We start from the raw sequence: 22,555 nt of genomic DNA, 5'->3' as shown, positions 1-22,555 counted from the left end.
CGGCAAGATGGATGAGGTGACGGCCGGCAAATTCTTGTATAATCCTCGTTTCCCATTTTAGCGACGTTAACTATTACCTTGACCAATAATCAATTAGAATGGAAATATTTACTGCCCGAACTTTCCGATTTCGCGACGGTATTTACCAACCCCTTCCAGCCCTTGCCCGCACCGATGGTGAAGCTCCAGTCACGTCTGATGGATGGATTGGCGCAATTTTGCCATTCCAGATCTCCCAGCCGGTTTATGCTTATCACCGCTCAGGAGGATGAGGAATATTTCCAGCTAATCGCTGACTCGGTCACCCAGGCATTGCCGGAATCCCCGGCACTGACCGGCAGCCGATATATCGTCAATGGCTATGGCGTGAGCATCCAACCGGCGACCAAAGCCGATGATAACTTTGCCGGCAGGCATCGAAGTGTCTATCAGACCTGGATTGAGCAGGAACAGCTGTTTGGCTGCGTCAGATGCTATCGCGACGCCATCGATCTCCAGCCGGGTAAACTGCATGAGGCTAACGGCGGCGTGCTGATCCTGGGCGCCCGCGCGCTGGTCAGTCAGCCACTGTTGTGGATGCGGCTGCGCCAGATGATCCTACAGCAGCGCTTCGACTGGCTTGCACCGGATGAAAGCCGTCCTTTGCCGGTTTCCATACCCTCAATGCCGCTGGACCTGCGTCTTATCATCGTCGGTGATCGTGAAAGTTTAGCCGACCTGAATGATCTGGAACCCAGGATCACCCAGTTAGCGCTCTATGGCGAATTCGAGTCTGAGCTCAGGCTTGTTGATACCGAGGATATGCAGAACTGGTGCGATTACGTCAATTCACTGGCACAGGCGCGTGATCTGCCGCCGCTGTCAGCCGACGCCTGGCCGGAGCTGATTCGCCAGGCAGTACGGTACAGCGGTGATCAGTTCCAACTGCCCCTGTGTCCTCAATGGCTGACGCGTCGCCTGCGTGAAGCCATGCTGTACAGTGAAAAGGGCCATATCACCAGCGATGCGCTGTACAATAGCAATCGCATCCGTATCTGGCGTGAGAGTTATCTCAGCGAACGGATGCAGGCCGAGATTGCCGAAGGCCAGATCATGGTTGAAACGGAAGGTAGTCAGATTGGACAGGTCAACGCCCTGTCGGTGCTGGATTTTCCCGGTCATCCAGAACCCTTTGGCGAACCCTCCCGCATCAGTTGCGTGGTACACTTGGGCGATGGCGAAATCAATGATGTTGAACGCAAAGCGGAACTTGGCGGCAACATACATGCCAAAGGCATGATGATCATGCAGGCGTTCCTGATGGCCTCGCTGGAGCTGGATCAACAGCTGCCGTTTTCCGCCTCGATGGTGTTTGAACAGTCTTATGGCGAGGTAGATGGCGACAGCGCGTCATTAGCGGAGCTGGTAGCACTCATAAGCGCCCTGGCGGACAAACCCATCGATCAGCAGATCGCCGTTACCGGTTCAGTTGATCAATTTGGCCGGGTACAACCGATTGGCGGGGTAAATGAAAAAATAGAAGGATTTTTTGCTCTCTGCCAGGAGCGGGGGCTTAATGGTTCGCACGGGGTCATTATTCCAACGGCGAATGTGCGCCATCTGTGCCTCAATCAGGAACTGGTAGAAGCGGTCAAAAGCGAGCAATTTCGCATCTGGCCGGTTGAAACCGTCGACGAGGCGCTGGAACGACTGCTTGGCATCCCCTACGATGAAGAGCAGAAACCCAACTTGATTGCTTTTATACGCGAGCGCATTGCTCATATTAATCAGCATGAGCGCCAACGCTTACCCTGGGGCTTTAGATGGCTTAACTGGTTTAACCAAGGTTAAGACAACCGGGCGTATATGTTTAATGTCGTGCTGATACATAAATAAAGGTTTAGAAAAATGGTAGATAAACGCGAATCCTATTCAAAAGAAGACCTGCTTGCTTCCGGCCGCGGGGAATTATTCGGTAAAGAAGGCCCGCAGTTGCCTGCACCCAACATGCTGATGATGGACCGTGTCGTCAAGATGACTGAAGACGGCGGCAGCCATAATAAAGGCTACGTTGAGGCAGAACTGGATATACATCCGGACATGTGGTTCTTTGGCTGCCATTTTATCGGTGATCCGGTTATGCCGGGTTGTCTTGGCCTGGATGCGATGTGGCAACTGGTCGGATTTTATCTCGGCTGGCTGGGCGCTGAAGGCAAAGGCCGCGCTTTGGGGGTGGGTGAAGTCAAATTCACCGGCCAGATCCTTCCTACGGCGAAAAAGGTTACCTACCGCATCCATTTCCGTCGCGTCGTCAACCGTCGCCTGGTGATGGGGCTAGCAGACGGTGAAGTGCTGTGCGACGGCAAAGTTATCTACACCGCCAGTGATTTGAAGGTTGGCCTGTTCAAAGATACCGGTGCCTTCTGAAGCGCCAAAAAGAAAAAACCTCCGCGAATGGCGGAGGTTAATCGTAGCTTGAGCTGAAATTGGCCTTATGCGGTAGCAGTAACCGTCCTGTCCTCCATGGCCTTTCGCCAACCTCCCAACCAGTGAGATCTTGCATCCAGAGATTGATATGGACAAATTTCCCGTGAACGCCCGGATAATCCAGCTTGATAGCCACGTGAATGTGCACGTTCGAGGCGATCTCGTTTCTGTCTCTTCATAACGTGTTTCCCTCTCTTTTCTGGTGGAAAGAAGCATGGGCCGCATTTGCTGCGAACCCTGTTTATGATTAGCCATTATGAGGGAGAAAATCAATGCGATGATTCACAAAAACGTCATTTGGCTTGACTAAACTTAGGGAGATATTGCTGTTAATCAGACAAGTTGCACTGTTAACTGGTTGAAATTCGGAAGCTGCTCGTCGGCGGTTAGCACGATATACTGCACTTCAGGCCGACGGCTCACCCTTAGAATAAATAGTTATTACTCAAGCAGTGAAACTTCTTTGGCAATATTCAGGCCTACCTGCTGCCATCCCTGCGCCAAGCTTCTTACCAGTGCATCATAGCCATCCTCATTCTGCTTCAGCGTGAGCAGGAACGGGCGTTTGACCACCCGCTCATCATGGGTCAGTAGCCATTCGCCCTGGATTATCACCTGGCCGTCATAGCGACCGTGAAATCCGGTAACCGCCATCTCGAGTTTGTCCTGTCCGGTATGAGTCTGCTGCGAAGAGACCAGCCAGCCGGGCAAAGCCTTACTCAAGGTAGCGGTCATGGTCTGCTGCAGCTGTTGCTCCAGTGGACTGGCCCATAAATTTGAACTGGCCATAACATAACGCACGTCGCTGGTCTGATAAACCAGCCCGGTACCGGCCAGGTAATCCGATACGGTAATGTGCGACAACCACAGGTGACGCTGAGCAGTAACCCGGTCGGTGTTCATCGGGGCGATCACGCCTTCACCCGCCGGCAACTGGTAGTATTGCTTCTCACTTTCGCTGCTGCAGGCGGTTAACACCAGCAGGGCGACCAGCAGGAATTTTTTCATTATTTTGCCCTCTTCGGCTTAGGATCTTGACCTGGCTCGGCCTCGAAGACCAATGCATTGCTCTTATTGTTCAAGGTACGCAGTACCGGCTGCAGTTCACGCAGCACCTGATCCAGACGCTGCATGTCGGCCACCATATGGTTGTAAGCGGGTGAACCCGGCTGGAACGACTTCATACTGCTGTTGAGTTCACGCAACGTTTGCTGCATATCCTTGGGAAGCTGCTGTATCGACTGGCTTTCGGTTATCTGATTAATTGATTTTAAGGTACGTTGCAGTTCGTTAAGGGTTTTCTGGCTCTGGGCCAGGGTTTTGGTGGCCTCATTAAGCATTGGATCCAGCGGCAGATTGTTGACCTTATCAAGGGTGGCCATCAGCTTTTGCTGGATCTGCGCCAGACCGGCGCTAGTAGTAGGCATCACCGGATATCCGCTGATAACCTTGTCCGACTTTTCGGCTTGTTGCTGGGGATAAAAGTCCAGATCCACATACAGCGCGCCGGTCAGCAGGTTGGCACTCTTCAACGCCGCCCGCAGGCCGCGATTCTGAGCATCTTTTATGCTTTGGTCAATATTGAAGTGGTTGCCCAACTTACTGTCGAACCTGTCCGGCTCAATACGAATAAGTACCGGGATCTTGAAATCACGCTCGATGCCCTGCTCGATTTCCTGCGTCAGGAATGGCACTTCCGCTACCGTGCCGAGGCGGATACCCCGGAACTCGACCGGCGCGCCCGCCTGCAGCCCCCTCACCGAGTCGGAGAAGAACAGAATGTAATCCTTATGAGCGGTATAAAGCGAATCAGCAATGTTATTTTTATTGTCGAACAGCTGATAGTGCTGATTCTCTTTGGCGGCTTCGCCTACTTCCCAGCCGGTTGGCACATCAAAACTGACGCCGCCGCTGAACAAGGTGGTCAATGAGCCCATTTCGACCCGCATACCCTGAGCCGACATATTCAACGCTACGCCGCTGTCCTTCCAGAAGCGAACATTGTTGGTGACCAGGGAATGATAAGGCGCATTGATAAACAGCTGATAATTCATTTTACGCAGCGCAGGATCGAACTCGCTGGTCTCGACGGTGCCGACCCTGAAGCCGCGAAACAGCACCGGATCGCCGGCCGTAAGCTGGCCAGACTGTCCGCTATCCAGCACCACCCGGATCCCTTTGGCATCGGGTGAGGCCAGCGGCGGAGCATCGAGCAGCTTGAACTGATAGGAGGCCTCTTTGCTTGAACCGGGCTGCAGCTGGATATAGGCGCCGGACAGCAGCGTTCCAAGCCCGGAAACGCCCTCGCGGCCGATTTGAGGTTTCACTACCCAAAACGCGGAATCCTGCCGCAGCAGTTTTTCCATGCCATTGTTGATGCGGGCCTTGATTTCGACCTGGCGCAGATCTTCACTGAGTACCACGCTCTCCACCAGTCCCACATCCACGTTGCGGCTTTTTAGCGTGGTTTTGCCCGCTTCGATGCCTTCAGCGCTGGTGGTCGTCAGGGTAACGACTTTGCCTTGGTGACTGTAATGGTAATACAGTATCCACGCGCCGATAAGGACAGTCACCATCGGAACAATCCAGACTGGAGACCAGCGCTTCATTTTTTCGACCCTGGCTACGTCGTTATTATTTTCCGTCAAAGGAAGACTCCTTCCGCAATTGCAATTTATGTTCCGCCCGGTCCCAAATCAAACGAGGGTCAAAGGTTTTGGCGGCAATCATGGTGATAATGACCACCATGGCGAATAACACGACGCCTATGCCGGGGGTGATGTTCATCAGTTGCCCGATGCGGACCAACCCGGAGAGGACGGCGATGACGAATACGTCGATCATTGACCAACGGCCGACAAATTCCACCATTTCATAGATGATATGCATCCGTTCAGGATCGGTCTTGCCTCTTCCGCCCGCATCCCAGCAAAGCCAGCCGATCGCCAGCATCTTCAATGACGGCACCATGATACTGGCGATAAATATCACTAGCGCCACCGGAATGGATCCATCCTCCCAAAGCAGGATCACCCCAGACATGATGGTCGAATTTATTTTGCTGCCGAGCGCTTCGGTTATCATGATTGGCAGCACATTGGCGGGGATATAAATCAGCATTGATGTCACCAGCAGCGCCATGGTCCACTGCAGGCTGTTGTGGCGCCGGGCCCGCTCACGGGTGTGGCAGCGTGGGCATTCGATGGTATCGGCAGGCAGGATCAATGTACAGCAGGTGCAGGCCCTGGCCCCCTGGGATAGCGCACTGATGCCGGTTCGGAGTGTGTTTACCGGTGAGAGCGCTGGCGTAATGTTATCCCACAGCCAGCGGGCATCCACGCATTGAAACGCGCGCAATTGCAGCAAACAGAAAAAGCAGTAAGGGACAAAGCTGATGCCGATGCCGATATCGCCATAGGCCATCAGCTTGACGAAGCTGACCAGCACCCCGGTGAGGAAGATTTCCGCCATTCCCCAGGTGCGAAGTGCAAACATGGCTTTGGCCAGGAAGGCTTTCAAGCGAAACGGCAAAGCGACTCCGCTGCATAGCAGCAGAATAATGATCATGCATAATGCCGGAATTAACTGGGCGAATAATAGAAACAGCGTTGCCAGGCTGGAGAACTGATCCGCAACCATGATGCGCGGTATTTCAGGCAGCGTAATCTGACGACTGATACCGGACACTTCCATGGTCACGAACGGGAATAAATTTGCCAGCAACTGCATCACCAGCGCACTGAACGCAAAAGCCATCGGCTGGCGACGGGGATCGGCCCAGCGGCTTATCAGCGTATTATGGCAACGGGGACATACGCCCTTCTGGCCTGATGTAAGCGTCGGCAAGCCAACCACCAGATCACAATGCGGGCAAATCACGTGCCTGGGCTGTCGGACAGGAGAACACATGCTTAACTCCTCATTAATCTTTCCCGGCACCATGCACTGACCGAGGCAGTAATCAGCCCCGGTTGGCGGACAGCGTCAATTTGCCGTATTATTTTTCAGTGCTTCAAGTTCTTCCCAACGGGCAAAGGCCTGTTCCAATGCCTGCTCGGCGGCGGTCATTGCCGCCAGCACAGCCTGGGTTTTGTCATGTGACTGGGTAAAAAACTCCGGCGTGCTCATCCGGGCCTGTAACGCGGCAATTTCCTGCTCCCTTTTTTCGATCTCAAGCGGCAGCGTTTCCAGTTCACGCTGGAGGTTATAGCTCAGTTTACCGCCGGCGCGTTTGGCTGTTGATGCGGTCGACGCCGCTGCCGGGGCGGCCGTTGCCGGTTTGGCCCCAACAGGCTCTGCCCGTAGCGAGCGGGTCTGGGTACGCTGGCGCTGGGCGTCGAAATAACCGCCTACATAACTGCTGATTTTGCCTTCACCTTCAAAAATCCAGCATTCGGTTACCGAATTATCAACAAACTGACGATCATGGCTGACCAGCAGTACCGTTCCCTGATAACTGTCAATCAGTTCTTCCAACAGTTCAAGCGTTTCGACGTCCAGATCGTTGGTAGGTTCATCAAGGATAAGTAAATTACTGGGATTGAGGAACAGTTTCGCCAGCAGCAGGCGATTGCGCTCACCGCCGGACAGGGCTTTAACCGGCGTCATGGCGCGTTTGGGATGAAACAGGAAGTCCTGCAGGTAACCCAGTACGTGACGAGAACGACCGTTGACCATCACCTCCTGCTTTCCTTCAGCCAGGTTGTCCATAACGGTGCGGTCAGGATCCAGTACGGCGCGATACTGATCGAAGTAAGCCACTTCCAGCCGGGTGCCGCAATGGACCTTGCCGCTGTCCGGCTGCAACTGGCCGAGCATCAATTTGAGCAGTGTGGTCTTGCCGCAGCCATTAGGACCGATCAGGGCGATTTTGTCGCCGCGCTGCACCTGGGCGCTGAAGTCGCGCACCAGCAGTTTATCCTGCATGCTGAAGGTGACATCTTCCATTTCAAATACAATCTTGCCCGACCGGGTCGCTTCCTCAACCTGGATTTTGGCACTGCCCATGACCTCGCGCCGTTCAGTTCTTTCCTGACGTAATGCCTTGAGGGCGCGCACCCGTCCCTCATTACGGGTACGGCGGGCCTTGATACCCTGGCGGATCCACACTTCCTCCTGGGCCAGTTTACGATCAAACTCCGCATTCTGCAGTTCCTGGACGCGCAGCTCTTCTTCTTTACCTTCCAGGTATTTATCGTAATTACCCGGCCATGAAACCAGCTTGCCGCGATCAAGATCGACGATGCGTGTCGCCATATTGCGGATAAACGAACGGTCATGGGAAATAAAGATAATGCTGCCCTGAAACGTTTTTAGAAAGGTTTCAAGCCAGTCAATGGTTTCAATATCGAGGTGGTTGGTAGGCTCATCCAGCAGCAGCACCTGAGGTTCACACACCAGTGCGCGCCCCAGGGCGGCTTTACGCAGCCAGCCGCCGGAAAGGGCCGACAATTCGGCGTCGGCGGACAACCCCAGCTCTTCAATGACCTCATTAATGCGTTTTTCAAGGTGCCAGAGATTCTGGTGATCCAGGATTTCCTGCAGTCGCCCCATTTCCATCAGGTTTTTCTCGCTCGGATCCTGCTCGACCAGATGAGAAATCGCATGGTAGGCCTTAAGGGTCTGGGCCTGCTCTTCGACCCCTTCAGCCACGAAATCAAATACGCTGCCGGTGACGTCGCGCGGCGGATCCTGCTGCAAACGGGCGACAATGGTATCTTGCTCGAAAATCAGCTGGCCATCGTCGAGCGGCACTTCACGGCTGAGGATTTTCATCAGGGTGGATTTGCCGGCGCCGTTGCGTCCGACCAGACAAACGCGCTCATTGCGTTCAATATGCAATTCAGTGTTATCGAGTAACGGCGCGTCGCTGAAAGAAAGCCAGGCGCCGGAAAGGCTTATTAATGACATGGGATATTGTTAATCCTTGTTGGCATGGCTTACCAGCCAGCAATTATGAATATGACGATTACGGGCAAAATCCTGCGATCGGGTACGTTCGGTAATGTTCTGCGCCTGCAGACCCAGAGAGGCTAACCCATCGTCATCCAGCTGGAATCCACGTTTGTTATTGGAGAACATGATGGTACCACCGGGGCGCAGTAACCGCTTGAGGTCCCGCATCAGCGCCAGGTGATCGCGTTGAACGTCAAAGGTCTCCGTCATGCGCTTGGAGTTCGAGAAGGTCGGCGGATCGATGAAAATCACATCGAACGTTTCCTGGCACAGCGACAGCCATGACAGGCAGTCAGCCTGAATCAGGCGATGCTGGCGGCCAATCAGATCATTGCTGCGCAGGTTTTTCTCCGCCCACTCCAGATAGGTGCGCGACATGTCTACCGAGGTAGTACTGCGCGCGCCGCCGATACCGGCATGTACGCTAGCGGTGCCGGTATAGGCGAACAGGTTGAGGAAATCCTTGCCGCGGCTCATCTCACCCAGCATTTTACGGGCGATACGGTGGTCCAGGAACAGCCCGGTATCCAGATAGTCGGTCAAGTTGACCCACAGGCGCGCATCGTACTCATCCACCAGCAGATATTCGCCTTTCTGCGCCAGTCTTTCGTACTGGTTTTTGCCTTTCTGGCGTTCGCGAGCCTTGACCACCAATTGACTGGCTGGGATTTCCAGCACCGCCAGCGTGGCGGAAATGACGTCATATAACCGCTGGCGCGCCCGTTCGGGTTCAATGGTTTTGGGGGCAACATATTCCTGGATCACCACCCAGGAGCTGTAGCGATCTATCGCCACATTGTAATCAGGCAAATCCGCATCGTAGAGCCGGTAGCAATCCAGATGTTCCTTGGCTGCCCATTTATCCAGGCTGCGGATATTTTTGCGCAGCCGGTTGGCAAAATCCACCGCTACGCCAGCTCTCGGGGTGTCCGGGCTTCCCGCCGGCTGCTCCGCCAGCTGGTAGTTTTTCTGTTCACACTCAAGCGGTCCGTTGCGGGCTTTGAAGGTTCGCTCTGCGCGCAGCTGCAAAGCGCTCAGCAAGGCCGGCGAGGCGCTGAACAAGGATAGCCGCCAGCCGCCGAACTGACTTTTCATCACCCGGCCGATCACGTTGTGCATGGCAATCAGCGCCGGCTCGCTTTCCAGCCGTTCGCCATAAGGCGGATTACTCAGGACGGTGCCTTTGGGGCCTTCCGGCAAAGGATTGGTTAAATTAGCAACATCATTTACGCTAAAAGTAATCAATTCGCCAATACCGGCATGACGCGCATTGGCCCGGGCCTTTTCGATTACCCGACTATCGTTGTCCGATCCGAAGAAACGCGAGGTGGTCTGCTTAAGCCCCTGGCGAGCCCGTTCACGGGCTTCCTGCACTACTTCACGCCACAGCGCTTCATTGTGCCCGCTCCAGGCGGTGAAGCCCCAGTAATGGCGGTTGAGTCCAGGAGCGCTGTCGGCGGCAATCAGCGCGGCTTCAATCAGCAAGGTGCCGGAACCGCACAGTGGGTCAACCATCGGCGTTCCCGGCTGCCAGCCTGAGCGCAGCACGATGGCCGCCGCCAGGTTTTCTTTCAGCGGCGCCTGACCGGCACCGTCTCGGTAACCACGCTGGTGCAGGCCTGAGCCACTCAGGTCCAGGGACAGCACCGCATGGCCGCGATGCAGGAAAACCACTACGCGAACGTCTGGCTCCTGCCGCGCGACATCCGGGCGCTGCTGTATTTTATCGATGAATCGGTCGACGATGGCGTCTTTGACTTTCAGCGCGCCATACTGGCTGTTGCGGATGACGTCATCGGTGCCGTTGAAGTGCACGGCAAAACTGCGGCCGACATCAAACAGCGCCGGCCAGTCGACCGCACTGACGCCATCATACAAATCCTGATCACTTTGCACGTCGAATTCATTTAACGGCAGTAAAATGCGTGACGCCAGACGACTCCAGAGAAGGCTCTGATAGAGCTGCCGGTGGTCGGCCTGAAAGTGCACCCCGCCCAAAGCGATTTTACAGGCGTGAGCACCCAGCGCTTCCAGCTCGCTTTTTAACAGTTCTTCTAAACCTTGTGCCGTACTGGCAAACAGTGCATTCATTGGATCACTTATCATCAAAAAAGAAAATCGTGGCGCATTATAGCCAATCCCACCCCATTGTCATAAAGTTGACCCTGCAAGTAATCACAGGGAGGCAGGATGGTCAGTTTGTCGCGTATATATATTCATCCGGTTAAATCGATGCGCGGTGTGCAGGTATCTCATGCGCTGGTAAACGCGGAGGGCCTGGCGAATGATCGGGCATTTATGTTAACCGAAACAGATGGAACCTTTATTACTGCGCGACAGCATCCGCAGTTGGTTCTGTTTACCCCGGTCATCCTACAAAATGGCCTGCACCTGAGCGCACCGGATGGCGAAAGCGTCATGGTCAGCCTAAGCGATTTTTCCGCCACTGCCGCACCAACCGAAGTCTGGGGAAACCATTTTACCGCGTATATCGCTCCCGAGGCCATCAATAACTGGTTAAGCGGCTATTTTGGCCGTGCGGTCCAGTTGCGCTGGACCGGCCAGCGACCCGACCGCCGAGTAAAACGGTTGCCTGCAATACCGTTGACCTTTGCCGATGGCTATCCTTTTCTGCTGATAAGCGAAGCCTCGTTTCTGGATTTACAACGCCGCTGTGGGGCTGGCATAACGCTTACGCAGTTCAGGCCCAATATTGTGGTAAGCGGCACCGAGCCTTTTGCCGAGGATAGCTGGAAAACGCTGCGGATCGGATCCGTGGTATTCGAAGCGGTAAAACCCTGCAGCCGATGTATTTTTACCACCATCAATGTCGAAAGCGGCCATAAGCACCCGAGCGTGGAACCGCTCAGCACGCTCCAGGGATTTCGTACCGCCGCTAACGGCGACGTTGATTTCGGCCAAAATCTTATTGCGCACAGCAGTGGGATAATTCGCGCCGGCGATAAGGTGGAAATACTCGAAACCCAGACGCCCCGCCGCTATCATCAGGTCCAGGTCAGTCCACCACCGCCGGTGAGCCGGGCGGCTGAAAAAGCCCTGGCTATCGACTATCAGGGCCGGATTTTTACCGGCAATAACCAGCATATTCTTCTGGAGCAGTTGGAAATGCAGGGCATCAAGCTGCCCTACTCTTGCCGAGCAGGTATCTGCGGCAGTTGCAAGGTTCAGCTAGTGGCAGGTGAAGTGCTGCCGCTGACCGCCAGTGCAGTGGCGGGCAATGGCAAGATACTGGCCTGCAGCTGTATTCCTAAAGGCGATATTCGGATCGGCTGATCGGGATGGGATGCCGGGATAACCGCCTGCTCTCACCGCCGCTGACATTCAATGCCAGCCCAGGCAATGATGCTGCCAATGCCCCCCAGGCAATGATGCTGCGCCGCAAAGGCGCGCTCATTATCGGGCCTGGGTTTTCCGATCAGACTGCAGTGGCGTAGTGCTGGCTTTGATGCTGAGGATAGGGCAGCAGCCGGTCATGCATGATTTTGATTGCATCCCCCAGCGACATTTTCCGCCCGGCCAATATCAGTTGGGGCTGAGCCAGAATACACAGGCTGGCATGGGCGCCTGACTCCGCCACCAGCATGCGGGCATAGTCGCCGCTGTCGCCGACACAGACCTGTACATCGTCGCCGGGAGAAGGATGCCAGTCCAGCGCCGTAGGCTGAGGCTTGAAATGCCAGCTTTTGGGCATCAGCGGCTTGAGAAAGCGCAGTGCGACCAACGCATTCAACACCAGTTCAGCCTGTTGGGAAGTATTCAGCGGTAGTGCACGGCATTTTTCGGCAAACCGATAATAGAGCGAGGCATCATCGACACAAAATATGCTGCTGACAAAAGCGTCGGGAGTCAGCATTTTGGCGCAAAACCTTGAGCGGAATATCATCCCGTCCGCCAGATCAAGCATCATTCGATCATGCTCATCGTCAAAAAACCAATGCCAATTATCGCCTGGGGTGATATTCATTTCGATCCTTTTCATCACTTCCCAATCGCTTGGGGCTATGTCAGATATCCGACCGGGCATATTGGGCGGCCGAAAATTAAGCTATGATGAAAAGATAAACGAGCCCAAGCGAGAAATAAACCCCTTGGACCCAATAATCAGCTAAAAACGCTTAAATATGTGTAATTATATCTTTGATGAGACGCGGCCCATGATAAATAAAGCCGGAATAGATCTGGATAAGCGAAGCGCCGGCCGCCATTTTCTCTCGGGCAGCAATCATTGAATCAATACCACCAACGCCGATTATCGGTAATTTTCCGTTTAATTCCCGAGACAACCGGTGAATAACTTCCGTGCTGCGCGACTGCAGCGGCCTACCGCTCAGCCCACCGGTCTGGTTACAGTGCTTAAGGCCCTGAACCAAATCTCTCCCTGTCGTTGTATTGGTGGCGATAACGCCATCGATATTATGCCGGACCAGACTGTCAGCAACGTTGACCAATTCTTCCTCGCTCATATCCGGCGCTATTTTCACTGCCACCGGCACATATTTATGGTGATAGGCCTGTAGCTCCAACTGTTTATTTTTTATAGCCAGCAATAAATCATCCAGCGCTTCGCCAAATTGCAGAGCGCGCAAACCAGCGGTATTGGGTGATGAGATATTTATCGCTATATATCCGGCATAGGGATAAACCTTTTCCATGCAGATAAGGTAATCATCTTTACCCTGCTCGACCGGGGTGTCTTTATTTTTCCCGATATTGATCCCGAGGACGCCACCAAAACGTGACCTTTTGACATTCTCAACCAGGTTATCCACCCCCAGATTATTAAATCCCATCCGGTTAATCAGCCCTTCAGCTTCGACCAGGCGGAACAATCGGGGTTTATCATTTCCAGGCTGGGGACGAGGCGTTACGGTGCCGACTTCAATAAAACCGAAACCCATCGCCCCGAGTGCATCAATGCAGTCACCGTCTTTATCCAGGCCGGCTGCAAGACCGAGGGGATTGTTGAAAGTCAGCCCCATGCAGGTGACCGCCTTGGTCGGTACCGACTGTTTCACCAAAAATTCAAGGGGGGTACCGCTGATACGCCGCAACTGCTGAAAGGTCAATTCATGAGCCCGTTCCGGCGAAAGCTGGAACAGCGCCTTTTTAACGAGGGGGTATAGCATGTCTTCTCCTGGAATCCCGATGGCAAACGGGGCGGTATTATCCGGCATCGGTTGGTAAAAGGGAATTGACCAGCAACAAAAAAGAGTAATAACCCGCCGGGAGGGATAAGGGCCGGTTACCCTGCAGTCCTTCAAGATCAAGACTGAGTGCGCCGGCGTGCTTACCGTTTCCCGCTTGGTGAACCGGGCGTGGGCGCCACGCCCGGTTCAATTGCCTTGATACGGGTATTACCGATCAGTTGGCGTTGAGCGCCTTGGCTATTTTTTCATATAAATCGCCCGACAGCTTCGGCAGAGCCTTCAGCGTCTCAAGAGACTGGCCCATCAGCGCCTGGCGCTGTTGGTCATAACGTTTCAGACGAATCAGCGGTTCAATCAGTCGCGAGGCCACCTGCGGGTTACGGGTGTTCAATTCCACCAGCATTTCAGTCAAGAATCGATAACCACTGCCGTCGCTGGCATGAAACGCCGCCGGGTTAGAGGCGGAAAATGTGCCAATCAGCGCTCTAACCCGGTTGGGATTTCCCAGGCTGAATGAGCGATGGGTCAGTAATGACTTCACGTTGTCCAGGACATCGGCGGCCGGCGCGCCTGCCTGCAGTGCAAACCATTTATCCATTACCAAGCCATCATGGTGCCAGCGTTCATCAAACTCGGCCAGCAGGGTTGCCTGACAAGGCAGCTGGGCCGCGACCGCCGCCGACATCGCCGCCAGGGTATCGGTCATATTATCTGCCTGGTGATACTGGCGGCTGGTCAGCTTCACCGCCTGGGTCACATCACCGAACGCCAGATAATACAGGCAGCGATTGCGCAGGGCGCGCTTACCGATGTCCTGGTGGTCGATGCGGTATTGAGGGGTCTGGTGGGCAAAATACACCGCCAGCAGTTCATCCGCCAGTTCGGTAGCCAGGCAGCGCACCAGAGCCTGATGCACGGCGTGAATAGCCGCCGGATCGATAACATCGAACAGGCCGGCCATTTCGTTCTCGCCAGGCAGCGTCAGTATTTCAGCCGCCAGTGCCGGGTCCAGGTCCGGATCCAGCAAAATGCCGCGGAACGCGTCAGCCACATGCAGCGGCAGCGTTAATGGCTGGTTCTGGCTGAAGCGGGCGACATTAAGCCGAATGTAAATCGACAGCAGGCTTTGAGCGGCATCCCAGCGAGAAAAATCATTGCTGGCAAAACGCATCAGCCCGGTCAATTGCTGATCGCTGTAGGGATAATCCAGTTTGACTGGCGCTGAAAACTCCCGCAGTAACGACGGGATCGGCAGCGAAGGCACATTATCGAAGATAAAGGTCTGCACTGACTCGGTGACATCCAGCACGTGATTGACTGGCTCGCCATGGCGTGTCAGTGGCATCACCCGACCTTCATCGTCATAAAGCTCAATATCCAGCGGAATGTGCAGCGGCAGTTTTTCCGTCTGGTCGGCGGTAGGCGGCGTCATCTGGCTCACGTGCAGGGAATACTGCTGCAGTTCGGCATTATAATCATCACGCACCGACAGCACCGGCGTGCCCGACTGGCTGTACCAGCGACGGAAAAGCGTTAAATCTACCCCGGATGCCTGCTCCATCGCCTGGACAAAATCTTCGCAGGTGGCAGCGCTGCCGTCGTGACGTTCGACATAAAGCCGGATGCCGGCCTGAAATTTGTCTTCGCCCAGCAGGGTATGCATCATCCGTATCACTTCCGACCCTTTTTCATACACCGTCAGGGTGTAGAAGTTATTCATCTCTATGACTTTCTCAGGACGAATCGGATGGGCCATCGGGCTGGCGTCCTCAGCGAACTGGGACGCTCGCATGGTGCGCGCATTGGCAATGCGATTGACTGGGCGAGATCCGACATCTGAACTGAACTCCTGATCGCGGAATACCGTCAATCCCTCCTTCAGGCTCAGTTGGAACCAGTCGCGGCAGGTAATGCGATTGCCGGTCCAATTATGGAAGTATTCGTGGCCAATGACCCGTTCTATATTCAGATAATCGGCATCGGTCGCGGTTGCCGCCCGGGCCAGCACAAATTTTGAATTGAATACATTGAGCCCCTTATTTTCCATGGCGCCCATATTGAAGAAGTCCACCGCCACAATCATATAGATGTCGAGGTCGTACTCCAGCCCGAAGCGGGTTTCGTCCCAGCGCATCGAGCGCTTGAGAGATTCCATTGCCCAGTCGGCGCGATCCAGGTTACCCCGGTCAACGAACAGTTCCAGCGCGACCTCACGCCCCGACCGAGTGGTAAAGCTGTCTTTTAGCAGGTCAAAATCGCCCGCGACCAATGCAAACAGGTAGCATGGTTTTGGAAACGGATCCTGCCAGACCACCCAGTGACGACCATCGTCGGTTTCGCCCGAATCCTGACGATTGCCATTGGACAGCAAGAACGGATAACGGGCTTTATCGGCGACAATGCGGGTGGTGAACCGAGCCAGGACATCAGGACGGTCAAGATAATATGTGATATGTCTGAAGCCTTCAGCCTCGCACTGAGTGCACAGCGCGTCGCCGGAACGATACAGGCCTTCCAGGGCGGTATTCTGCGCCGGATGAATCAGCGTCACCACCGTCAGGGTAAATGAGGCCGGCAACTGCTCGATGCTGAGGCTGCCCTCATGCAGATGATAATGAGGCCATTCGGCTCCGTTCACCAGCAGTTGCTGTAACTGCAGGTCTTCACCATCCAGCACCAGTGCGGCACCGGGTTCTCCCTGGAGCAGGACGCGGCTCACAGCGGTTACAGTGGTATTTTCAGCGTCAAGACTGAAGTCCAGGCTGATATCGGTAATCTGGTAGTCCGGCGCCCGGTAATCACGGCGGTATTTGGCTTGCGGCTGTTGAGTCATAATCACCCTTTTCACATCATCATGGATTTGCTGCGGTTAAGTCTATTCCTGTTAAGGTCATGTTGCCATTGTTAAGCCGGGTCAGCCGCTTAAATTGGGCAGAATGAAGGTTAAAAATACTAAACACGCTCGGCAAAGGTGGTTTTTATCATATACTGTCAGCTGAAAACGGCACGTTTATCCTCGACGTTATCACTCAGGCTATGTTCTGATGTCGGGATACATACCGGATAATTCTGGCAGTCCTCAGGCGATACACCGACTATCCGACTGAGAGAGTGCCCAGTTTAAGGATGCTGTAACGCACCATGAATTTAGCCACTGTTCCGATTTTAACGTCGCTGCTCGATACGGATGCTTATAAACTCCATATGCAGCAAGCGGTTTTTCATCGTTACCAGGATGTTACCGTCAGCGCCCAGTTCCGCTGCCGTGGCGACGAACTGCTGGGTGACTATGCTCCGCTTATCCGCGCTCAGATTGAAATGATGCGTGATTTGGCACTGTCTCCACAGGAATATGCGTTCCTGGCCGGCCTGCCCTTTTTCCAACAGGACTACCTTGACTGGCTGCGTCAGTATCGCTTTGATCCCCGTCAGATTACCGTGACCAACCATCTGGGGAAACTGGATATCCGTATTACCGGCTCTTGGCTTGAGGTGATTTTATGGGAAGTACCGTTGCTGGCGGTCATAAGCGAAGTGGTACATCGGCAGCGCTCACCGGGGGTGACTACCGATATGGCGGTCGATCGACTGCATGAGACGCTGAGCCGATTCCGTCAGGACAGCCAGGATGTGGATCTCAGCCGGTTCAAACTGATGGATTTTGGTACCCGGCGCCGTTTTTCCCGCGAAATTCACGAGCAGGTGGTTACCTGCCTCAAAGGTGAATTTCCCTATTTGATCGGCACCAGCAACTACGCTCTTGCCCGGCGCCTATCCTTGCCACCGGTGGGCACCCAGGCCCATGAGTGGTTCCAGGCGCACCAGCAGATAAGCCCGGTGCTGGCCAATAGCCAACGGGCGGCACTGCAGTCCTGGCTGGATGAATATCCTGATTTGCTCGGTATCGCCCTGACCGATTGCATCACCATGGATGCTTTTTTACGGGACTTCGGCGTTGATTTTGCCTCACGCTATCAGGGATTGCGCCATGATTCAGGTGATCCGGTCACCTGGGGCGAAAAGGCTATCGCCCATTACCAGAAAATGGGTATCGACCCGATGAGCCGGACGCTGGTGTTTTCGGATAGCCTGGATTTCAGCAAGGCGTTGGCGCTGTACCGCCACTTTTCACAACGCGTTAATCTGGTTTTTGGCATCGGTACGCGGCTGACCTGCGATATTCCGGCGGTTAAACCGCTCAATATCGTGATAAAACTGGTAGAGTGCAACGGCAAGCCGGTGGCCAAATTATCCGACAGTCCGGGTAAAACCATTTGTCAGGATAAAGCCTTTGTCCGCGCCCTGCGTAAAGCTTTTGATTTACCGCTTATTAAAAAAGCCAGCTAATGGGCACATTTTACTGATCGCGACCCTCCCTCAGCAATCGAGCAGGCCAGGCGGCGTTTCCCGGCTGCGGCCTTCAGCGACGTTACTGCTTACCTGCGGCAGTTGCTCGCTACGGTTACTGCTTCCCTGCGGCGGTTGACAGTGAACGTTAAAGTTGCTCAACCAAGCCGATTGGCCACCGCCATCAGAGCGCAGCCCATGGCGCTACTGATAGCAGAGTATCAACAGCGCTGTTTGCCGGCTGACATCCCACACAAATCCGTGATTGTTGCCTGCAGGCCAAAATCCCGCACAAAATCACGATTTTTGCTTGTGTCCTTTCCATCGCCAAGTAACATATCAGCACTGGCCGCTGGGCAGTGTCATTTCATCCCACAACAAACTGAATGAAGAGAGTATTTTATGAGCGTAGTGCCTGTAGTCGACGTACTGCAAGGGCGCATGCCGGCTGACAGTGAAGTCACTGTTCATGGTTGGGTGCGTACCCGTAGGGATTCTAAAGCCGGGATTTCCTTTCTTGCCGTCTATGACGGTTCCTGCTTCGATCCATTACAGGCCGTCATAAATAATACCTTGCCTAATTACCAGGATGAAGTTTTACATCTGACTACCGGCTGCTCAGTATCGGTGACCGGGCGAGTGGTAGAATCGCAGGGCGGCGGCCAGCGCTTCGAGATCCAGGCTGCTGCTGTGAAGGTGCTGGGCTGGGTGGATGATCCCGATACCTATCCGATGGCGGCCAAACGCCATAGCGTTGAATATCTGCGCGAGGTAGCTCATCTGCGCGCCCGCACCAATATGATCGGTGCGGTCACCCGGGTACGGCATACCCTGGCCCAGGCCATTCATCGCTTTATGGATGAGCAGGGTTTTTTCTGGGTATCCACCCCGTTGATTACCGCTTCGGATACCGAAGGCGCCGGTGAAATGTTCCGTGTTTCGACGCTGGATCTTGAAAACCTGCCGCGGGATGCCGCCGGCAGGGTTAATTTCGAACAGGATTTCTTCGGCAAAGAAGCTTTTCTGACGGTGTCCGGACAGCTCAATGCGGAAACCTATGCCTGTGCGCTGTCAAAGGTATATACCTTTGGCCCGACGTTCCGCGCTGAAAACTCAAACACTACCCGTCATTTGGCCGAATTCTGGATGATGGAGCCGGAGATTGCCTTTGCCGATCTTGATGACGCGGCCGCCTTTGCTGAAGCGCTGCTGAAGTATGTGTTTAAAGCCGTGCTGGCAGAACGTCCGGATGATATGAAGTTCTTTGCTGAACGCATCGATAAGGAAGCCATCAGTCGGCTGGAGCATTTCGTCTCTGCCGATTTTGCCCAGGTCGATTACACCGAAGCTGTGGAGATTCTACTGGCATCTGGACAAAAATTTGAAAATAATGTGGCCTGGGGCGTGGATCTTTCATCCGAACATGAGCGCTATCTGGCGGAAAAGCACTTTAAAGCACCGGTGGTGGTCAAAAACTATCCCAAAGATATCAAAGCGTTCTACATGCGCATGAACGATGACGGTAAAACCGTGGCAGCCATGGACGTGCTAGCGCCAGGTATTGGCGAAATCATCGGCGGCTCCCAGCGTGAGGAGCGTCTTGACAAGCTGGATGAGCGCATGCTGGCAATGGGTTTGAACAAAGACGATTATTGGTGGTATCGTGATTTGCGCCGTTACGGCACCGTTCCCCACTCAGGCTTTGGGCTCGGATTTGAACGTTTAGTGGTATATGTCACAGGAATGCAAAATATCCGTGATGTAATACCCTTCCCAAGAAGTCCGCGCAACGCCAATTTCTAAATTTCGGCATTAAATATAAGAAAAACATATATATAACGATAAAGGCCAGCTTTGCTGGCTTTTGTTGTTTTCAAAGTTTGAGTTCTCTCACAAAGTTCCCTTAAATTTACATATTGTTACACACTCTTTCCTTCTGAAACGTTATTGCGACCTTTGTAGCATATTCGGTGTGGATTAACGGTTCTACGAATGGAACACTGCGTGCAGACACAGGAAGACACCAAACTATCAATAATGTTTCGTAAGAAATAATTTGCGGCAGTGGCGGGTGTCCGAATAACACCAATGAGGGTAGTAACAATGATGAAGCGCAATCTTCTTGCAGTGGTAATTCCGGCCTTATTGGCTGCAGGCGCGGTAAACGCGGCCGAAGTATACAACAAAGACGGCAACAAGCTGGACATCTATGGTAAAGCTGTAGGTCTGCACTACTTCTCCCATGGTGACGACAGCTTCGCGGGTGACGGTGACCAAAGCTACGCTCGTCTGGGCTTCAAAGGCGAAACTCAAATTACTGACCAACTGACCGGTTACGGCCAGTGGGAATACCAGTTCAACGCTAACAACTCTGAAGGCAGCGATGCCAACAACGGTAACAAAACCCGTCTGGGCTTTGCGGGTCTGAAATTCGGCGATGCCGGTTCATTTGATTACGGCCGTAACTATGGCGTTGTTTATGACGCTCTGGCCTGGACCGATATGCTGCCAGAATTCGGTGGCGACTCAGCTTACACCGATAACTTCCTGGTTGGCCGTACTACCGGCGTTGCAACATACCGTAATACCAACTTCTTTGGCCTGGTTGATGGATGGGATTTCGCCGTTCAATACCAAGGCAAAAACGACCGTGACCTCATCCGTCGTTCCAACGGCGATGGCTACGGCATTTCTACCAGCTACACTTCACCGATCGGCGTAGCAATTGTCGGTGCTTACGGCAGCTCTGACCGTACCGACAGCCAGGAAGCCGCGTTCTATGGCAATGGTGACCGTGCCGAACAGTGGGCGACCGGCCTGAAATATGACGCTAACAACGTCTACCTGGCAGCCACTTACGGTCAAACCCGTAATGCTACCTATTTCACTAATGAAAACAATGGCGTTAGCGGTTTTGCCAACAAAACCCAGATCATTGAATTAGTGGCTCAATATCAGTTCGACTTCGGTCTGCGTCCGTCTCTGGGCTACGTACAGTCCAAAGCTAAGGATGTCGAAGGCGTGGGTGATGCTGATCTTATCAAATACTTTGATATCGGCGCCACTTACTACTTCAACAAAAACATGTCCACCTATGTTGACTACGTGATCAACCAGATTGATGGCGACAACCCACTGGGTGTGCCTAGCGATGATACCGTTGCAGTTGGCCTGGTTTACCAGTTCTAATCTGCAGCAGCAAAACGACGGCAGCGTCGTTTATCTGAAAGTATAGGCAATCAAGGCAGGGTTAATCCCCTGCCTTTTTTTTCTTCACATTATTTTTCCCATTCTGACTACCCCCTCGCAATTCGCTTTTTTTTCAGAGCAAACGGTTGGCAATCACCCCCTTCTGGCGTTAACCTGACAGCACGGACTGCTAAATTTTACCATTCGGAATCCCTACCCATGTTTGAACATATTACCCAGGCCCCTGCCGATCCCATCCTTGGCCTGCTTGACATTTTTCGTGCAGACAAACGGCTCAATAAAATCAACCTGGGCATTGGCGTCTACAAGGACGAAACCGGCAACACGCCGGTGTTGACCAGTGTAAAGAAAGCCGAACAATATTTGCTGGATAACGAAAATACCAAAAATTATCTGGGTATTGATGGACTGCCGGCCTTCGCCCTTTGCACCCAGGAACTGCTGTTCGGCTCCGACAGCACGCTTATCAGCAGCCATCGGGCGCGCACCGCCCAAACGCCTGGCGGCACCGGTGGGCTTCGGGTCGCAGCCGATTTTCTGGTCAAAAATACCGCTGTGCGCCGAGTATGGGTGAGCAATCCCAGCTGGCCGAATCACCGTAATATATTCAACGCCGTCGGCATGGAGGTCAGCGAGTACCGCTATTACAACGCCCAGACGCACGCCCTGGACTTCGATGGTATGCTGGCAAGCCTTCAACAAGCCGCTGCAGGTGATGTGGTGCTGTTTCACGGATGTTGCCATAACCCGACGGGCATCGATCCTACCGAAGCCCAATGGCGTGAACTGGCCGCCCTGTCGAAGGAGAACGGCTGGTTACCACTGTTTGATTTCGCCTATCAGGGATTTGCCCGGGGTCTGGAAGAAGACGCGCTGGGTCTGCGCATCTTCACTGAAAACCATGCTGAATTGATTGTGGCCAGTTCATTTTCCAAAAACTTCGGCCTCTATAACGAGCGTGTCGGCGCCTGTACGCTGGTCGCAGCTGATGCCGAGGCGGCTGAGCATGCCTTCAGCCAGCTCAAATACAGCATCAGAGCCAACTACTCCAATCCTCCCTCCCACGGCGCGGCCATTGTGGCGACTATTCTGGGTAATCCGGCGTTGCGGGCTGTCTGGGAGCAGGAGCTTACCGAAATGCGCCAGCGTATCCAGCGGATGCGTCAACTGTTCGTCAGCACCCTGCAGGATAAAGGCGCTACGGTGGATTTCAGTTTCATCAATCAGCAGAACGGCATGTTTTCATTCAGCGGGCTGAGCAAGGAGCAGGTGCAAAGACTGCGTGATGACTTCGCCGTTTATGCGGTCAGTTCAGGGCGGATTAATGTGGCGGGGATGACGCCTGATAACATGGCTCCGCTTTGTGAAGCCATAGTCGCAGTTTTGTAATCGCGGTAAGTAAATCCCAA

At 53.8% G+C, this 22,555-nt stretch carries 16 protein-coding genes; 7 read left to right on the top strand and 9 right to left on the bottom strand.

What is annotated here, in order from left to right:
• Positions 1–78 precede the first annotated feature (78 nt).
• Both EDC52_RS08670 and fabA read left to right on the top strand, forming a co-directional pair.
• Positions 79–1,830 (top strand): S16 family serine protease, encoded by a 1,752-nt coding sequence (locus tag EDC52_RS08670; protein ID WP_131864933.1) that lies wholly within the window; start codon positions 79–81, stop codon positions 1,828–1,830.
• Positions 1,831–1,887: 57 nt separating this feature from the next.
• Positions 1,888–2,406, top strand: a complete 519-nt coding sequence (gene fabA / locus EDC52_RS08665; protein WP_131864932.1) for a bifunctional 3-hydroxydecanoyl-ACP dehydratase/trans-2-decenoyl-ACP isomerase — start codon at positions 1,888–1,890, stop codon at positions 2,404–2,406.
• Between the two features lie 65 nt (positions 2,407–2,471).
• Here fabA and rmf read toward each other — a convergent pair whose 3' ends face one another.
• The 6 genes from rmf to rlmKL all read right to left on the bottom strand — a co-directional run bounded on the left by rmf (position 2,472) and on the right by rlmKL (position 10,512).
• Positions 2,472–2,645, bottom strand: a complete 174-nt coding sequence (gene rmf / locus EDC52_RS08660) for a ribosome modulation factor (protein WP_131864931.1) — start codon at positions 2,643–2,645, stop codon at positions 2,472–2,474.
• Positions 2,646–2,907: 262 nt separating this feature from the next.
• Positions 2,908–3,474, bottom strand: a complete 567-nt coding sequence (gene pqiC / locus EDC52_RS08655) for a membrane integrity-associated transporter subunit PqiC (RefSeq protein WP_131864930.1) — start codon at positions 3,472–3,474, stop codon at positions 2,908–2,910.
• Positions 3,474–5,114 (bottom strand): intermembrane transport protein PqiB, encoded by a 1,641-nt coding sequence (gene pqiB / locus EDC52_RS08650; protein ID WP_131864929.1) that lies wholly within the window; start codon positions 5,112–5,114, stop codon positions 3,474–3,476. Before pqiB ends, pqiC begins: the two co-directional genes overlap by 1 nt.
• Positions 5,101–6,375, bottom strand: coding sequence for a membrane integrity-associated transporter subunit PqiA (gene pqiA / locus EDC52_RS08645; RefSeq protein ID WP_131864928.1), 1,275 nt, complete (start codon positions 6,373–6,375; stop codon positions 5,101–5,103). The genes pqiB and pqiA overlap by 14 nt, the downstream gene beginning before the upstream one ends.
• A gap of 75 nt (positions 6,376–6,450) precedes the next feature.
• Positions 6,451–8,376 (bottom strand): ABC transporter ATP-binding protein, encoded by a 1,926-nt coding sequence (locus EDC52_RS08640; protein ID WP_131864927.1) that lies wholly within the window; start codon positions 8,374–8,376, stop codon positions 6,451–6,453.
• A gap of 9 nt (positions 8,377–8,385) precedes the next feature.
• A complete protein-coding gene (gene rlmKL / locus EDC52_RS08635; RefSeq protein ID WP_131864926.1) occupies positions 8,386–10,512 on the bottom strand; it encodes a bifunctional 23S rRNA (guanine(2069)-N(7))-methyltransferase RlmK/23S rRNA (guanine(2445)-N(2))-methyltransferase RlmL in 2,127 nt (708 codons plus the stop codon).
• 99 nt (positions 10,513–10,611) lie between these two features.
• On the opposite strand from rlmKL, the gene EDC52_RS08630 reads away from it, so the two are divergent.
• The gene (locus tag EDC52_RS08630; protein WP_131864925.1) at positions 10,612–11,715 is read left to right on the top strand and encodes a YcbX family protein; all 1,104 of its coding nucleotides are present in this window, start codon (positions 10,612–10,614) and stop codon (positions 11,713–11,715) included.
• A gap of 142 nt (positions 11,716–11,857) precedes the next feature.
• Here EDC52_RS08630 and EDC52_RS08625 read toward each other — a convergent pair whose 3' ends face one another.
• The 3 genes from EDC52_RS08625 to pepN all read right to left on the bottom strand — a co-directional run bounded on the left by EDC52_RS08625 (position 11,858) and on the right by pepN (position 16,422).
• Positions 11,858–12,406: a cell division protein ZapC gene (locus EDC52_RS08625; RefSeq protein ID WP_131864924.1), complete on the bottom strand. Its 549-nt coding sequence runs from the start codon at positions 12,404–12,406 to the stop codon at positions 11,858–11,860.
• A 151-nt stretch (positions 12,407–12,557) separates the two neighbouring features.
• The gene (gene pyrD, locus EDC52_RS08620) at positions 12,558–13,568 is read right to left on the bottom strand and encodes a quinone-dependent dihydroorotate dehydrogenase (RefSeq protein WP_131864923.1); all 1,011 of its coding nucleotides are present in this window, start codon (positions 13,566–13,568) and stop codon (positions 12,558–12,560) included.
• Between the two features lie 235 nt (positions 13,569–13,803).
• Entirely contained in the window at positions 13,804–16,422 is a 2,619-nt protein-coding gene (gene pepN, locus EDC52_RS08615) for an aminopeptidase N (protein ID WP_131864922.1), read from the bottom strand.
• A gap of 308 nt (positions 16,423–16,730) precedes the next feature.
• Between pepN and pncB the strand changes: the two genes are divergently transcribed.
• From pncB to EDC52_RS08590, 4 genes are all read left to right on the top strand, one after another.
• Complete coding sequence (pncB, locus tag EDC52_RS08610) at positions 16,731–17,936, top strand: nicotinate phosphoribosyltransferase (protein WP_131864921.1); 1,206 nt, start codon at positions 16,731–16,733, stop codon at positions 17,934–17,936.
• A 402-nt stretch (positions 17,937–18,338) separates the two neighbouring features.
• Positions 18,339–19,739 (top strand): asparagine--tRNA ligase, encoded by a 1,401-nt coding sequence (gene asnS, locus EDC52_RS08605; protein ID WP_131864920.1) that lies wholly within the window; start codon positions 18,339–18,341, stop codon positions 19,737–19,739.
• 300 nt (positions 19,740–20,039) lie between these two features.
• On the top strand, positions 20,040–21,125 hold the full coding sequence (ompF, locus tag EDC52_RS08595) for a porin OmpF (RefSeq protein WP_329955550.1): 1,086 nt from the start codon (positions 20,040–20,042) through the stop codon (positions 21,123–21,125).
• A gap of 219 nt (positions 21,126–21,344) precedes the next feature.
• Entirely contained in the window at positions 21,345–22,535 is a 1,191-nt protein-coding gene (locus EDC52_RS08590) for an amino acid aminotransferase (RefSeq protein WP_131864918.1), read from the top strand.
• Positions 22,536–22,555: the final 20 nt, after the last annotated feature.

Origin of the sequence: Biostraticola tofi (assembly GCF_004343195.1) — a bacterium.
Taxonomy (GTDB): Bacteria; Pseudomonadota; Gammaproteobacteria; order Enterobacterales; family Enterobacteriaceae; genus Biostraticola; species Biostraticola tofi.
The sequence above is the reverse complement of the archived record's forward strand: the minus strand, read 5'-3'. Positions and strand labels throughout refer to the sequence as shown.

What these genes read in the sequence shown, in the direction of transcription:
- fabA (WP_131864932.1), top strand. Translation starts at nt 1,888, where the DNA reads ATGGTAGATAAACGCGAATCCTATTCAAAAGAAGACCTGCTTGCTTCC.
- ompF (WP_329955550.1), top strand. Translation starts at nt 20,040, where the DNA reads ATGATGAAGCGCAATCTTCTTGCAGTGGTAATTCCGGCCTTATTGGCT.
- pqiA (WP_131864928.1), bottom strand. Translation starts at nt 6,375, where the DNA reads ATGTGTTCTCCTGTCCGACAGCCCAGGCACGTGATTTGCCCGCATTGT.
- EDC52_RS08640 (WP_131864927.1), bottom strand. Translation starts at nt 8,376, where the DNA reads ATGTCATTAATAAGCCTTTCCGGCGCCTGGCTTTCTTTCAGCGACGCG.
- pyrD (WP_131864923.1), bottom strand. Translation starts at nt 13,568, where the DNA reads ATGCTATACCCCCTCGTTAAAAAGGCGCTGTTCCAGCTTTCGCCGGAA.
- pepN (WP_131864922.1), bottom strand. Translation starts at nt 16,422, where the DNA reads ATGACTCAACAGCCGCAAGCCAAATACCGCCGTGATTACCGGGCGCCG.
- EDC52_RS08630 (WP_131864925.1), top strand. Translation starts at nt 10,612, where the DNA reads ATGGTCAGTTTGTCGCGTATATATATTCATCCGGTTAAATCGATGCGC.
- pqiC (WP_131864930.1), bottom strand. Translation starts at nt 3,474, where the DNA reads ATGAAAAAATTCCTGCTGGTCGCCCTGCTGGTGTTAACCGCCTGCAGC.
- rmf (WP_131864931.1), bottom strand. Translation starts at nt 2,645, where the DNA reads ATGAAGAGACAGAAACGAGATCGCCTCGAACGTGCACATTCACGTGGC.
- pncB (WP_131864921.1), top strand. Translation starts at nt 16,731, where the DNA reads ATGAATTTAGCCACTGTTCCGATTTTAACGTCGCTGCTCGATACGGAT.
- asnS (WP_131864920.1), top strand. Translation starts at nt 18,339, where the DNA reads ATGAGCGTAGTGCCTGTAGTCGACGTACTGCAAGGGCGCATGCCGGCT.
- EDC52_RS08625 (WP_131864924.1), bottom strand. Translation starts at nt 12,406, where the DNA reads ATGAATATCACCCCAGGCGATAATTGGCATTGGTTTTTTGACGATGAG.
- EDC52_RS08590 (WP_131864918.1), top strand. Translation starts at nt 21,345, where the DNA reads ATGTTTGAACATATTACCCAGGCCCCTGCCGATCCCATCCTTGGCCTG.
- rlmKL (WP_131864926.1), bottom strand. Translation starts at nt 10,512, where the DNA reads ATGAATGCACTGTTTGCCAGTACGGCACAAGGTTTAGAAGAACTGTTA.